At 46.0% G+C, this 13,320-nt stretch carries 14 protein-coding genes; 7 read left to right on the top strand and 7 right to left on the bottom strand.

Annotated elements, in window-relative coordinates:
* Positions 1-78: 78 nt before the first annotated feature.
* Positions 79-1,941: a molecular chaperone HtpG gene (gene htpG / locus ACN9MT_RS15360; RefSeq protein ID WP_426272541.1), complete on the top strand. Its 1,863-nt coding sequence runs from the start codon at positions 79-81 to the stop codon at positions 1,939-1,941.
* Positions 1,942-1,996: 55 nt separating this feature from the next.
* Here the strand turns inward: htpG and ACN9MT_RS15355 are convergent, their stop codons facing one another.
* On the bottom strand, positions 1,997-2,734 hold the full coding sequence (locus ACN9MT_RS15355; protein ID WP_426272540.1) for a uracil-DNA glycosylase family protein: 738 nt from the start codon (positions 2,732-2,734) through the stop codon (positions 1,997-1,999).
* Between the two features lie 122 nt (positions 2,735-2,856).
* Positions 2,857-3,180 (bottom strand): heme oxygenase, encoded by a 324-nt coding sequence (locus tag ACN9MT_RS15350; protein ID WP_035411837.1) that lies wholly within the window; start codon positions 3,178-3,180, stop codon positions 2,857-2,859.
* Positions 3,181-3,266: 86 nt separating this feature from the next.
* On the opposite strand from ACN9MT_RS15350, the gene ACN9MT_RS15345 reads away from it, so the two are divergent.
* The 5 genes from ACN9MT_RS15345 to ACN9MT_RS15325 all read left to right on the top strand — a co-directional run bounded on the left by ACN9MT_RS15345 (position 3,267) and on the right by ACN9MT_RS15325 (position 8,321).
* Positions 3,267-3,926: a methyltransferase gene (locus tag ACN9MT_RS15345; RefSeq protein ID WP_426272539.1), complete on the top strand. Its 660-nt coding sequence runs from the start codon at positions 3,267-3,269 to the stop codon at positions 3,924-3,926.
* A 12-nt stretch (positions 3,927-3,938) separates the two neighbouring features.
* Positions 3,939-4,820 (top strand): ABC transporter ATP-binding protein, encoded by an 882-nt coding sequence (locus ACN9MT_RS15340; RefSeq protein WP_426272538.1) that lies wholly within the window; start codon positions 3,939-3,941, stop codon positions 4,818-4,820.
* On the top strand, positions 4,820-5,623 hold the full coding sequence (locus ACN9MT_RS15335; RefSeq protein WP_426273528.1) for an ABC transporter permease subunit: 804 nt from the start codon (positions 4,820-4,822) through the stop codon (positions 5,621-5,623). Before ACN9MT_RS15340 ends, ACN9MT_RS15335 begins: the two co-directional genes overlap by 1 nt.
* A 124-nt stretch (positions 5,624-5,747) precedes the next feature.
* A complete protein-coding gene (gene rlmN, locus ACN9MT_RS15330; RefSeq protein WP_023469793.1) occupies positions 5,748-6,821 on the top strand; it encodes a 23S rRNA (adenine(2503)-C(2))-methyltransferase RlmN in 1,074 nt (357 codons plus the stop codon).
* 63 nt (positions 6,822-6,884) lie between these two features.
* Positions 6,885-8,321: a DEAD/DEAH box helicase gene (locus ACN9MT_RS15325; protein ID WP_426272537.1), complete on the top strand. Its 1,437-nt coding sequence runs from the start codon at positions 6,885-6,887 to the stop codon at positions 8,319-8,321.
* Positions 8,322-8,342: 21 nt separating this feature from the next.
* Here the strand turns inward: ACN9MT_RS15325 and ACN9MT_RS15320 are convergent, their stop codons facing one another.
* The 5 genes from ACN9MT_RS15320 to ACN9MT_RS15300 form a co-directional block, all read right to left on the bottom strand.
* Positions 8,343-9,659, bottom strand: coding sequence for an NAD(FAD)-utilizing dehydrogenase (locus ACN9MT_RS15320; protein WP_313489551.1), 1,317 nt, complete (start codon positions 9,657-9,659; stop codon positions 8,343-8,345).
* Between the two features lie 76 nt (positions 9,660-9,735).
* The gene (locus ACN9MT_RS15315) at positions 9,736-10,371 is read right to left on the bottom strand and encodes a nitroreductase family protein (RefSeq protein WP_023469790.1); all 636 of its coding nucleotides are present in this window, start codon (positions 10,369-10,371) and stop codon (positions 9,736-9,738) included.
* Between the two features lie 52 nt (positions 10,372-10,423).
* Positions 10,424-11,059: a nitroreductase family protein gene (locus ACN9MT_RS15310; protein WP_426272536.1), complete on the bottom strand. Its 636-nt coding sequence runs from the start codon at positions 11,057-11,059 to the stop codon at positions 10,424-10,426.
* A gap of 1 nt (position 11,060) precedes the next feature.
* Positions 11,061-11,516 (bottom strand): MarR family winged helix-turn-helix transcriptional regulator, encoded by a 456-nt coding sequence (locus ACN9MT_RS15305; RefSeq protein ID WP_426272535.1) that lies wholly within the window; start codon positions 11,514-11,516, stop codon positions 11,061-11,063.
* A 154-nt stretch (positions 11,517-11,670) separates the two neighbouring features.
* Complete coding sequence (locus ACN9MT_RS15300) at positions 11,671-12,336, bottom strand: YczE/YyaS/YitT family protein (protein WP_035411857.1); 666 nt, start codon at positions 12,334-12,336, stop codon at positions 11,671-11,673.
* 153 nt (positions 12,337-12,489) lie between these two features.
* Between ACN9MT_RS15300 and ACN9MT_RS15295 the strand changes: the two genes are divergently transcribed.
* On the top strand, positions 12,490-13,275 hold the full coding sequence (locus tag ACN9MT_RS15295) for a DUF817 domain-containing protein (RefSeq protein ID WP_308102313.1): 786 nt from the start codon (positions 12,490-12,492) through the stop codon (positions 13,273-13,275).
* Positions 13,276-13,320 lie beyond the last annotated feature (45 nt).

Here is a 13,320-nt window from a genome sequence, read left to right as displayed (position 1 = left end):
ATTTCGAACTCCCTAATAATAGGAGATGAATTAGCACTCTATACGAATGAGTGCTAAAAAAGGGGAGGCAGAATAAGCATGGAAACGAAACAATTTAAGGCGGAATCAAAACGATTGCTGGAGATGATGATTCATTCCATCTATACGCATAAGGAGATTTTCCTGCGCGAATTGATCTCGAATGCTAGTGACGCCATGGATAAGATGTACTATAAAGCATTGACGGACGATACGATTTCGTTCGAGAAGGAACACTACAAAATTACGATCGAACCAAATAAAGAAACACGACAGCTCGTCATTCGTGATACAGGAATCGGAATGACGAAAGACGAGCTAGAAGAAAATCTTGGAACGATCGCGAAGAGCGGATCGCTTGCCTTTAAGGCAGAGAATGAAGCACAAGATGGTCATGATATCATCGGTCAATTCGGTGTCGGATTCTATTCTGCGTTTATGGTCGCGGACGTCGTCACTGTCGTTACGAAACCGTTCGGTAGTAAGATCGCTTATAAATGGGAATCGCGTGGTGTCGAAGGCTATACGATCGAGGAAGTCGACAAGGACACGGTTGGAACGGAGATTACGCTCCATATTAAGACGAATGAGGACGAAGAATCGTATGACGAATACCTCGAGACGTATCGTCTGCGCAACATCATCAAGAAATACTCGGATTTCATCCGTTATCCGATCGAGATGAAGGAACTCGAACGTCAGCCGATTGAAGGCAGTGATGAGACGGAAGAGGTCGAGGTCGTCAAGACGATCAACAGTATGGTGCCGATCTGGCGGAAGAACAAACGAGAATTGACAGACGAAGACTATACGAACTTCTACCAAGAGAAGCGGTATGGTTTTGACAAACCGGCAAAACACATTCATATCAGCGTCGATGGCGCCGTTCGTTATCAATCGATCTTATTCATTCCGGAACAGGCACCGTACGATTATTATTCGAAAGAATTTGAAAAAGGACTCGAGCTTTACGCGAATGGTGTCTTGATCATGGAAAAATGCAGTGATTTGTTGCCGGATCACTTCAGTTTCGTCAAAGGAATGGTCGACTCGGAGGACTTATCGCTTAACATCTCGCGTGAGTTGTTGCAACACGATCGTCAATTGAAACTGATCGCGAAAAATATCCAAAGTAAAATTAAAACGCAACTCGAAGCACTTTTGCGCGAAGATCGCGCGAAGTACGAAACGTTCTATCAAGCGTTCGGACGTCAGCTGAAGTTTGGTATGTACAATGATTACGGCATGCATAAAGAACAGGTACAGGACCTCATCCTCTTCTACTCAGCGAAGGAGAAGAAGTTGATCACGCTCGCAGAATACGTCGCAGCGATGCCGGAAGACCAAGCGCATATCTACTACGCCGCTGGTGAGAGCACAAATCGTTTGGATAAATTACCGCAATCCGAGCTCGTCCGTGATAAAGGATATGACATCTTGTACTTCACGGAAGAGATCGATGAGTTCGCGATTCAGATGCTGATGACGTATGACGAGAAAACATTCAAATCAGTTACGAGCAGTGACTTAGGAATCGAAGCAGAAGAAGCAGAGACGACAGAGGCACAAGTAGAGATGTTCCAAGCGATGCAGGAGATCTTAAGTGGACAGGTCAAGGAAGTCAAAGCATCGACGCGTCTAAAATCGCATCCTGTCTGCTTTGCGACAGACGGCGCCGTCTCAATTGAGATGGAGAAAATCTTGAAAGCGATGCCGAATAATGAAGGGGTAGCAGCGGTCAAGATTCTCGAGTTGAACCCGTCACACCTAGTGTTTAAATCTCTTGAATCAGCTTATCAAAACGACCGTTCGAAATTTGAGCGCTATACAAAACTGATGTATCAACAAGCATTGCTTGTCGAAGGACTCCCACTCGAGGATCCAGTAGCATTCGCGAATGATGTGTGTTTATTAATGGTTTAAATTGAAATGACGCTATCCGTATGAGGATGGCGTCATTTTTCAAAAAAAGAATGAGCTACTCCGCAAAATGCTGAATGAGCTGTTTCATTAAGTACGGTTGATTCTCTTCAAACTGTTTTTTCCGATGACCATTCGCACCAGATGGATGAGGGAAGCCTGAAAGAAGCTGATGCTGTTCGATTCGTCCATCATGAATCAAACTACGGACTTGTGCTTCGACGACACGACCAAGTGGAATCAACAGTGTCGGTTTTCGTAGCTGATTGATTTCAGCGACGAAGTGTTCCTCCGCATAATGTCTCAATAAAGGACTGCGACTGATCTTCGGTTGATGCCCCGAATAATTTTTTTCCCGATAGAAGACGGGTTGCTTTAACAGTGACGTCGGATGTAATAATTCCTGATGTTGATGAAATAAGCTAGCCGTCGTCTCGATTCCAAGCAATGCTGGAAGCTCAAGTGCATCTAACATCTGGACGAGATTACGTCGCATCGTTCCAGCAAAACTGGCTGTATATTTGACGAGCCGTGCCGTCTCTTCTAGCGAAGCACCATGATGGAGCGCATCCGTCGCTTCCTCAAAGGCGATTCGCATCTGTTCAAAGCCAGGTGTGATCCCGACGATGACGACTTTAGCCCCAGTATTGATATATTCACCGATCGGAGAATAATAGACGGTTAGATTATTCTCCTGTTGCAATAAAAAATCATCCGTCCATAATTCATCACGTCGTAACGTACGATCGTCAGGTAAGCTACGAATGACTTGTTCAAATATAGTTAACGAATTCATGAAAAGTCCTCTTCTCTCTGTATTGGCACTATAATAACAAATAATACCATTTGAGACAAATACACCCTTTCACTATTTTGATATGGGCACACAAAAAGGACTCAAGACGAGTCCTTTTTAGTTTATTGCGCGCGTTCTTTGACCGAAGCGACTTCGTACGTCAGAATCTCGCTACCGAGCATTGGCGATTCTCCCGCTTCACTATTCGCCGGTCGACTATGGGACGCTTTGAAATCGTCACTTTCCCGCCATGCTTGGAAACTCTTCATATCTTCCCAGTACATGTTGACGTTCATCTCATCATGTTCTTCGATGTTTTGTGTCAACAAGACCTCGACGCGGATGAATCCATCCATCGTATCAAGTCCACTTGGACGTGTAAAACGAGGAGCGAGGGCAGCAGCCATGCCTTTTTTGACTTTAATACGGTTCGTAACGACGATCATTATGAAATCCCCTTTCAAAAAACGAATAATGTACTTCTTTAGTATAGTACGATGAAGGCAAGAATGCCGGAAAGAAGGAACAAACGATGAATGAACAGGAATACGATCAACGACTACGAATTGAGACCATTGAGATGCAACATCTTTATAGTGTGTTTAGTCACTACAATCGATATGAACCAACGCCCTATGCAGCATTAGACGAACTGTGCGAAACGTATTTGTTTCAAAAACAGGATACTGTCATTGACTTCGGATGTGGGAAAGGGCGCTTGAACTTTTACTTACACGACCGTTTTAACTGCTCCGTCATCGGAATCGAGATGAACGGACAATTTTACGAAGACGCGATCCGGAATATGGGGAACTACCAAAGTCGACGGAAGCGGCGTTCCGGAGGTTTACGATTTGAACAGGCGTATGCCGAGCAGTATGTCATTCCGGATGAGGCAAACAAGTTTTATTTTTTCAATCCATTCTCTTCGCAAATTTTCATGAAAATAGTCGATCACATCCTAGGTTCAGTCGAGCGCTCCTCGCGTTCAGTTGATCTCATTTTGTATTACCCAACTGATGAATACCGGGAATATCTAGAGCGCCATACCGTATTTGATCAAGTTGATGAGATTCGATTGCAGGATCTTTATGACAAAAATCACGACGAGCGATTCGTCATCTATCGTTTTGATCCGAACAAACTGCTTCAAAACGGGTATGAATACAGTGATGAGCGAAATAAAGGATGAGGAGGTCGGATGATGATCCGTTTGGAGCATGTGACGAAGGAATTTGCGCCGGGACGCGGGATATTCGATGTCAGTTTTACGGTTGAGCCGGGTATGATATTCGGTTTTATCGGACCAAATGGATCCGGAAAATCAACGACCCTCCGGCATTTAATAGGACTACTGGCTGCGGACGATGGAAAAGCAACCGTCGGCGGTTTTGATTGCTGGAATCAAAGTAAAGAAGTAAAGCAGTTAGTCGGTTATTTACCGGGTGAAATTAGTCTGCCTGGAGACATGACAGGAGCAGACATGCTGGATTTGATGCAGCGATTACACGGCAGCGATCCGGCACGGCGGCAATTGTTGTTGAAACGGTTTCCCTTTGAGACGAAGACAAAAATCCGAAAGATGTCAAAAGGGATGAAACAAAAACTGGCACTTGTCGGTTGTTTCATGAAGGATGCGCCGGTCTACCTACTCGATGAGCCGACAAGTGGACTTGATCCCTTGATGCAAGAGCGTTTTTTAGAGTGGATTGAACAGGAGAAACAAGCGGGAAAAGCGATCTTGATGAGTTCGCATCACTTTCCAGAGATGGAAAAGTCGTGTGATCGAGCCGCTTTAATCAAAGCGGGCCGCATCATCGTCGAATCCGATATTCATGCGTTGATTCGATCGAGTCGAAAGGTGTACACGATCGTTTTTCAAAGCGAAACGGAAGCGGCGCAATTCGCGATGCAAGTCGGCGTTGAACCAAAGCGGACAGAAGTCAGTTTTCAAACGGATGAGACGTTGACCTTAAACCAGGTGATTGTTTATTTAACGCAGTATGATGTGCGATTGATCCGACAATCGGCGGATGATCTAGAACAGGTCTTTTTGCATTATTACGGCGAGGAGGAACCATCGTGATGTTGCTAATCCGCTCTTTATTCAAGCAAGTCAGAAAGCCTGTTCTTGCTTATGCGATTGGAACGAGTCTTTATTTATTGATGCTTGCGTTGCTTTATCCATCGATGATGAAGGCAGGTTTATTAGAAGCAAAGCTTCAAGCATTACCCCCGGAAGTCTTAAAAGCATTCCAATACGATAAGGTGACAGGATTCAATAATGTGCTTGATCTGCTCGGTGGGAATTATTACGGATTGATCTTCCAAGTCATCGCGAGTCTATTTTTACTCTCGCTAGCAGCACGACTCGTCGCGCGACCAATCGACAATGGAGAATTGATCGTCTACCTAGCGGCACCGATCACACGAAATGACTATACGTTAGCAGTTGCAAGCGTCATCGGACTCGCTAGTCTTCTTCTCGTCACGCTGAACGGTCTCGTATTGATGGTAGCGGATTGGTGGATGAGCGGGATTACGATCGATACTGTGGTATTATGGCGAATTCAACTCAATGCGCTATTGTTACTCTTTGCAATTGGTACATTTACGTTATTCATTGCGACGTTATTCGATGAAGAACGACGTGCTTTTTCGCTTGCTGGTAGTGTACTCGTCCTATCGATCGTCTTGACGATTCTGTCTGAACTGAGTGACAAGACAGAGTGGCTCCGTTATCTATCCGTCTTCTCCTTATTCAATACGACGCAATTACTAGAAGGAACGAATCATTTTCTGCTCCACTCGGTCATCCTATTCGTCCTATGTCTCATTTTCTTGACTGGAGCATTCGTTCAATTCGGGCGTCGAAGTCTGTCGATTTGATCGAAAGTGACGAAAAAAATTTACAGAAACTGAACATTTAGGATTTGAACGTTGCGTCACGCGCTGATTTTTACTAAGATAAAGGAATGTTGTAGTTCTGGAAAAAGAAATGAGGTCTTTTGAAATGAATAAACCATCCATTTATGGATTAACGCTTGAGCAGATGACAGAATGGTTATCGAATCAAGGGCACAAACCATTCCGTGCCAAACAAGTATGGGATTGGCTCTACCGTAAACGTGTCACGACTTTCGCGGAAATGACGAATGTCAACAAGGATTGCCTTGAGTTGTTAGATCAGAGTTTTACGATTGACTCGATGACAGAAGCGGTCAAGCAAGAATCAGCAGACGGAACAATCAAGTTCCTCTTCAAATTATATGATGGCAACTTGATCGAAACGGTTTTGATGCGTCATAAATACGGTCTTTCTGTCTGTGTTACGACACAGGTTGGCTGTAACATCGGCTGTAGCTTCTGTGCAAGTGGTCTCATCAAGAAGAGCCGCGACTTGTCAGCAGGCGAAATCGTTGAGCAGATCATGAACGTTCAACATCACCTCGATGCAGTCGGAAACGAAGAACGTGTCAGCCACGTCGTCGTCATGGGTATCGGTGAACCGTTCGATAACTTCGACAACATGGTCGATTTCTTGAACGTCATCAAGGACCACAATGGTCTTGCAATCGGTGCGCGTCACATCACGGTTTCAACAAGTGGTTTGGCAGACAAGATCTACAAGTTCGCTGACTTAAAACTCCAAGTCAACTTAGCTATCTCGCTTCACGCGCCAAACAATGAATTGCGTACGCAAATCATGAAAATCAACCGGGCGATTCCGCTTGAGAAATTGATGCCAGCAATCGATTATTACGTTCAAACAACGAACCGTAAAATCACGATCGAGTATATCTTGCTTCGTGGCGTCAACGACCAAAAAGAACACGCGGTCGAACTCGCGAAATTGTTTGAAGACAAACGTCACCTGACGTATGTCAACTTGATTCCGTACAACCCAGTCGATGAGCACGGTCAATATCAACGCAGTACGTCTGAAGATATCACGACGTTCTACGATACATTGAAGAAGAACGGCTTGAACTGTGGTGTTCGTCTTGAGCACGGAACAGATATCGATGCTGCGTGTGGTCAATTACGTAGTAAGCAAATCAAAAAAGATAAAGTAGCATCCAAATAATTCGTTGGGCTTCTCATCGTTTCGGTGGGAAGCTTTTTTTACGATAAGAAATGAGGACATCCTATGACACGTATACGATTCAATGATTTTAACTTAAGCACACCGATTCTCGACTCGATCGAGCAAATCGGATACACGGCACCAACCGAAGTCCAGCAATCGGTCATTCCCGTCGTATTATCCGGAAAAGACGTCATCGTCAAATCACGCACAGGAAGTGGGAAGACGGCTTCCTTCGCAATCCCTCTTTGTGAACTCGTCGAGTGGGAAGAAAACAAACCACAAGTCTTAGTCTTGACGCCAACACGTGAGCTTGCCTTGCAGGTCAAAGAAGACATCATGAACATCGGACGCTATAAGCGGATCAAAGCGACGGCCGTCTTCGGCAAGCAACCGTTCCGTGGACAAGTCACGGAACTCAAACAAAAGACACACGTCGTCGTCGGTACACCGGGACGTGTACGCGATCATATCGAGCGGGGCACGCTATCGCTTGAGAAAATCCGTTACGTCGTCTTGGATGAAGCCGATGAAATGCTGAATATGGGCTTCCTCGATCAAGTCGACGCCATCTTGTCCGAGTTACCAAAAGATCGGATGACACTCTTATTCTCTGCGACCTTCCCGGAAGATATCGCACAGTTGAGCAATCGTTACATGGATGCACCGAAACGAATCGAAGCGGGTGAAACCGTCGTCTCAACGATTACGCATAGTTATATTCCGGTGACGGATAAGACGAAATTCGCGATTCTAAAAGATGTCCTCGTCGCTGAAAACCCGGATCGCTGTATAATTTTCTGTCGGACGAAAGAACATGTCGATTTCGTTGCGAATGGTCTCCGTGCACATGACTATCCGGTTGAAGCGATTCACGGAGGAATGGAACAAGACGATCGACTCGATGCGATGAAGGCGTTCCGTGCCGGTAAATTCCGGATTCTCGTTGCAACAGACGTCGCAGCACGCGGTATCGATATTGAGAACATCACGCATGTCATCCAGTATGATCTCCCTGTCGAACGAGAAAGCTACGTTCACCGGACCGGTCGGACGGGTCGTGCAGGAGCAACTGGACAAGCAATCAGTCTCGTCACACCAGCAGACGAACGTCGCCTGAAGGAAATCGAGCAATATCACGGAAAGCTGACACGCCGCCAAGCACCGACGGAAAAGGACTTGATGCGGACAGCGGATGCGTTCGAAGAGAAAATGGCGACGGCAGATACGCGTTCGTCGAAAACGGAACAGCTCGATGCCGACATCATGAAGTTGTTCTTTAACGGCGGAAAGAAAAAGAAACTTCGTGCCGTCGACTTCGTTGGAACGATCGCGAAGATTGAAGGCGTCACAGCAGACGATATCGGGATCATCTCGATTCAGGATACGTTGACGTATGTCGATATCCTGAACGGCAAAGGTCCGCTTGTCTTACGAGTGATGAAGACGACGAAAGTCAAAGGGAAACAATTGAAGGTATATGAAGCATTCAAGAAGTAAAACAAGCCGGTCCATCTCCGCTTAGGCGAAGAGGAACCGGCTTGTTTGCGTCAAAGCATGTCCGAGATGAAGTCCGCTAGCGGCTGCTTGGGCAAGAGAGTGCGTTGCACCAGAGCAATCACCGATCGCATAGACGCCGGAGCATGTCGTCTCAAATGTTTCTGACGTCTCAAGCATCGGTGCGTAAAACTTACCATCTAGTCCATAAAGTAACGTATCTGCTGGAAGTTCCGTCTCAAGGAGTCGCTCGAGGCGTTTTAAAAAACCTTCTAAGACGAGGAGGTCTTCCACAGGTACTTCCGCGTGTAAATCTCCAGGGGAAGCAGCTAGCGAAGGGATGATTCCGTTATGAAGCAATTGATCCGTTGTTGTCGCTCGCGATTTTCGAAAGTCACTGAGGCGCTGGACAACGATGCGATCCTGTCCTTGATTGATTCCTCCGATAACGCGTGTGGCGTATGCATTGGCTTGTGCTAACGTCGAAAAATAACGCGGGAGAAACAGTGTAAAGTTCAAATTCGTTGATCCATCTGCCGTCTCATGGACGTTTTGACCGTCCGGCATGACGAGTCCTTCTTGATATTTGCGGATGATCCGTCCGCATGGATTCATGCAATAGGTGACGGCTTTACCATAAGGTGAGTCGTAACCGAGCTTTGTCTCGAACGTCTCCTGTAGTAATGTTCGAAATAGTGCCTCATCCGTCTCGACCCGCACTCCGAGATCAAGTCGGGTCCGCTGTGGGATGACACCAAGCGTCGCTAACTGTTGCAACGTAAAGTCTGCACCGGAACGACCTGTCGCGAACACGATCCGTCGACTTACGAAGGTTTCGTCCGCTGTTTTAATCGTAAACGCCTCCGACTTCGTGATCTGTTCGATCGTCGTTTCGAAACGAGCATCGAGTCGTGGCAATAAAGCATCCTCAAACGCCGTGAAGACGCCAACTGTCCGTGCTGTGCCTAAATGACGGACGGTCGTCTCGACCGTATGGAGACCAGCACGACGGGCGCGAATTGCGACAGCAGGTGAATGCGTCGAGTAGGTCTCGATCATATCGGCACCGTATGTACATAAAAGATTATCGACTTCTTGGAACAGTCGTCGTGTCGTCTCTTCACCGATTTTTGAGACGAGTTCTCCGCCGAATCCCATCGCATAATTGAATTTTCCTTCTGATTTTCCAAGCCCTGCAAATCCAAGATACGCATCTTCTACTGTTCGCTTGCGGATTGGTTTTCCGGCATCGAGCAGTAAGACGCATTGCCCATCTTCAACGAGCTGATGAGCAAGGAAGATTCCCGCTACACCGGCTCCGATAATCGTCACATCATACATTACAGACGCCTCCTTTTCTCTGAGTATACAAAAAAGCCGGATTCCTATAAAAGGAATCCGGACTGAGTGAGATCGCTTATTTCCATTCTGCGATGTCAGCGATTGGTAGACGAACCGATGGGTATCCTGCATCTACTGCTTTACCGATTGAAAGCAACATGACTGGGAGGTAACGCTCTTTTTCAAGACCGAATGCTTCCGCGATTTGATCTTTTTCGTAACCGCCGATTGGGTTTGTGTCGTAACCGTGCGCACGAGCGACGAGCATCAATTGCATCGAAACGAGACCTGAGTCGATCAAGATGCTGTCACGTAATGTTTCAACGTCTTCTGGACGGTAGAAACCTTTGATAGCTGGTACTTGGCGATCGCGTACTTCTTGTGGCATGAGACCTTTTTCAACAGCCATATCGTAGATTGTCTCGATGCTATCGACCGCGTTCATGTCACCGAAGACAGCGATGACAGCAGAAGATGTCTCGACTTGGACTTGGTTGAATTTCGCGAGTGGTGCAAGTGTTGCTTTTCCTTCTTCGCTATCGATAACGAGAAAACGCCATGGTTGCATATTGACAGAAGAAGGTGCAAGTGTTGCTTCTTCAAGGATTTGTGTCATTTCTTCTTTTGAAATTTTTACGTTCGTGTCGTAGTTACGAATCGAGCGACGTCCTTTAACGATTTCCATGAAGTCCGTTGTTGTTTGAGTAGTCATAATTATTCAATCTCCCTTGTGTATGTTTTTTCTTTTTTGTGGTGTGAAAAACTTATTTCCAGTCTGCGATGTCGTTGATCGGTAGGCGAACCGATGGGTATCCTGCATCTACTGCTTTACCGATTGAAAGCAACATGACTGGGAGGTAACGCTCTTTTTCAAGACCGAATGCTTCTGCGATTTGATCTTTTTCGTAACCGCCGATTGGGTTCGTATCATATCCGTGCGCACGAGCGACGAGCATCAATTGCATCGAAACGAGACCTGAGTCGATCAAAATGCTATCTTTCAAATCGTTTGCTGAGATACTGCTGTACATGCCTTGGATCGCAGGTACTTGGCGATCGCGTACTTCTTGTGGCATGAGCCCTTTCGCAACAGCTGTGTCGTAGATGTTTTCGAGTTGATCGACTGCCTTCATGTCACCGAAGACAGCGATGACAGCAGAAGATGTCTCGACTTGGACTTGGTTGAATTTTGCGAGTGGTGCAAGTGTTGCTTTTCCTTCTTCGCTATCGATGACGAGGAAGCGCCATGGTTGCATATTGACAGAAGAAGGTGCAAGTGTTGCTTCTTCAAGGATTTGTGTCATTTCTTCTTTTGAAATTTTTACGTTCGTGTCGTAGTTACGAATCGAGCGACGTCCTTTAACGATTTCCATGAAGTCTGTTTGAGTTTGCGTTGCCATATTAAATCGACTCCTCTTTTAGTTTAGGTAATGCATCAGCGTTTGCTTCGATGCGCTGAATCATCTCAGCTAACGTCCGTTGTTCTTCAGCAGAGAATCCTTCGAGTAGATCCTCGAGAAACTCATCTTTTTGTTCGCGTAATTGAGCGATACGCGTCGCCCCTTGTTCCGTTAAAGAAACAAGAATCACCCGATTGTCAGCAGCTGAACGCTCTCGAGAAATCATCCCGGTCGATTCCAGGTGCTTGAGATGACGGGTCACTGCCGCATGATCCACATTAACGCGTTTTTGTAACTCTTTTTGGCTAATCGTTTGATCGACTTGTAGTTGAGCGAGTAGATCCATTCGAGTCTGACTAAAACCATCCGTACAGAGATCGAATTTTTGAGCAATCGTCTTATTGACAGAAACGAGTGCATAGATCAACCGTCCTTTTTCAGTGCAGGAGATACTCAATCCATCACATCCTTCCCTTCGTTCGAAGAAACCTTTGACGTATCAAAGATTGATATGTAAACGAATATAACGTGTTTAATTTGATGACGCAACTTATTTGCTTTTAACATAAAAAGAGATATCATTCACGCGGAATGATATCGAGTCAGGCGACTTAGCTAATTTGGCGTTTAGACGCTGGAATTCCTTTTGCATCGATCGCTGCAATGATCCGACGGAAATAGAACAACCAAAATTGTAGGAATGGTCCGATTAAGAAAATCGAGAGGATTGTACCGAAGAAAACAGGACCACCGAGCAACCAGCCAATGCCGCATGCCGTGACCTCCATGATCGTCCGCATCAGACGAATCGACGTTCCAAATCGCTCTGCAAGTGTCAGCGTCAACCCATCGCGTGGACCGGCTCCATATCCGACAGCAACATAAAGACCTGCCCCCATGCCGATGATGAAGATGCCGAAAATCAACCAGATCGTATTCAACCAGATCGACTCAAAAGAGGGTAAGAGATGAGAATTAAGGACAAGATTCATGAAGACACCGACGAAGATCGCGTTGACGAGTGTTCCAATTTGTGGTGTGACGCGGTCTAATGTGTACTTAACGAACACGAGTAATAGACCAACGAGCAAAATAATCGTTCCGACGGACAGTGGTGTTTTCTTTTGGAGACCGAGATGCAATACATCCCACGTCGAGACACCGAGTTCAGCAGTGATCATCATCGATGAGCCGAGAGCGAGTAAAAATAAACCGAGTAGGAAGAGTCCCCACTTTAACGTAGCGCGTAATAACCAGGAAGCACGATGACGCGTCATGTCTAACACCTCATTTCTTAAAAATAATTGATTCGTTAACTGTATCATGAGGAAAGTAGAAGAAGAAAGACGAAATTTTCCGTTTTTTCCATCTTAAGAAGGAGGGGAAGGTCGAAAGAGAAACGTATACTGAAGAAAAAAGGAGATGACAGGATGAAAGCGATCCGACACCTGATTCGTTTTACATACATAGAAGCCGTCTGTTGCGTCTTTCCCGTCATGATTTTCGCAGCGCTTGCTCTTTCACGTTATCTTCCTGCTGAACCGGTCGCTCGATACGATCTCCTGTTGCTATGGTGTCTTCTCGTCCAAATCGTCTTACTCGTCACGCGTTATGAAACGCTGGAAGAGTTCAAACTGATCTTACTCTTTCACGTGATTGGTCTAGCACTTGAACTGTTCAAAGTGAACGTTGGGTCTTGGAGTTATCCGGAACAGGCTCTAACGAAAGTGGCTGGTGTTCCCTTGTATGCAGGATTCATGTATGCAAGTGTCGCAAGTTATGTCTGTCAAGCGTTCCGAAGATTTCATTTACGCTTCACAGCATTCCCACCACCTTGGCTTGCGATCAGCGTAGGCAGTCTCGTCTATCTCAACTTCTTCACCCACCACTGGATCTTCGATGCACGCTGGCTATTGATGGTCCTCGTCGTCCTTGTCTTCTATAAGTCATGGGTTCATTTTACGATCGAGCAGACGATCTACCGGATGCCGCTCGTCCTGTCTTTTTTACTGATCGCGTTCTTTATTTGGATCGCTGAGAATATCGTGACGTTCTTTAAAGGGTGGGTCTATCCACATCAGGAAAGAGGATGGGAAGTCGTTGATCTCGGAAAGTTGTCTTCTTGGTTCCTGCTTGTGATCATCACGGTCCTGATCGTCATCGTCGCGAAATACAAGCAACGGGATCCGGCTGTGGAGATATATCAGCGTACATAGATAAAAAACATGACATTTCGTTTGCGATGAAGCGCTTCGATGTTC

This window comes from Exiguobacterium sp. R-17 (assembly GCF_049913315.1).
In the GTDB taxonomy this organism is placed as follows: Bacteria; Bacillota; Bacilli; order Exiguobacteriales; family Exiguobacteriaceae; genus Exiguobacterium_A.
Note: the sequence above shows the minus strand (reverse complement) of the source record. Positions and strands in the feature narration are given on the sequence as shown.

Excerpts from the sequence above, each read along its gene's own strand:
- htpG (WP_426272541.1), top strand. The coding sequence starts at position 79 with ATGGAAACGAAACAATTTAAGGCGGAATCAAAACGATTGCTGGAGATG.
- ACN9MT_RS15355 (WP_426272540.1), bottom strand. The coding sequence starts at position 2,734 with ATGAATTCGTTAACTATATTTGAACAAGTCATTCGTAGCTTACCTGAC.
- ACN9MT_RS15350 (WP_035411837.1), bottom strand. The coding sequence starts at position 3,180 with ATGATCGTCGTTACGAACCGTATTAAAGTCAAAAAAGGCATGGCTGCT.
- ACN9MT_RS15345 (WP_426272539.1), top strand. The coding sequence starts at position 3,267 with ATGAATGAACAGGAATACGATCAACGACTACGAATTGAGACCATTGAG.
- ACN9MT_RS15340 (WP_426272538.1), top strand. The coding sequence starts at position 3,939 with ATGATCCGTTTGGAGCATGTGACGAAGGAATTTGCGCCGGGACGCGGG.
- ACN9MT_RS15335 (WP_426273528.1), top strand. The coding sequence starts at position 4,820 with ATGTTGCTAATCCGCTCTTTATTCAAGCAAGTCAGAAAGCCTGTTCTT.
- rlmN (WP_023469793.1), top strand. The coding sequence starts at position 5,748 with ATGAATAAACCATCCATTTATGGATTAACGCTTGAGCAGATGACAGAA.
- ACN9MT_RS15325 (WP_426272537.1), top strand. The coding sequence starts at position 6,885 with ATGACACGTATACGATTCAATGATTTTAACTTAAGCACACCGATTCTC.
- ACN9MT_RS15320 (WP_313489551.1), bottom strand. The coding sequence starts at position 9,659 with ATGTATGATGTGACGATTATCGGAGCCGGTGTAGCGGGAATCTTCCTT.
- ACN9MT_RS15315 (WP_023469790.1), bottom strand. The coding sequence starts at position 10,371 with ATGACTACTCAAACAACAACGGACTTCATGGAAATCGTTAAAGGACGT.
- ACN9MT_RS15310 (WP_426272536.1), bottom strand. The coding sequence starts at position 11,059 with ATGGCAACGCAAACTCAAACAGACTTCATGGAAATCGTTAAAGGACGT.
- ACN9MT_RS15300 (WP_035411857.1), bottom strand. The coding sequence starts at position 12,336 with ATGACGCGTCATCGTGCTTCCTGGTTATTACGCGCTACGTTAAAGTGG.
- ACN9MT_RS15295 (WP_308102313.1), top strand. The coding sequence starts at position 12,490 with ATGAAAGCGATCCGACACCTGATTCGTTTTACATACATAGAAGCCGTC.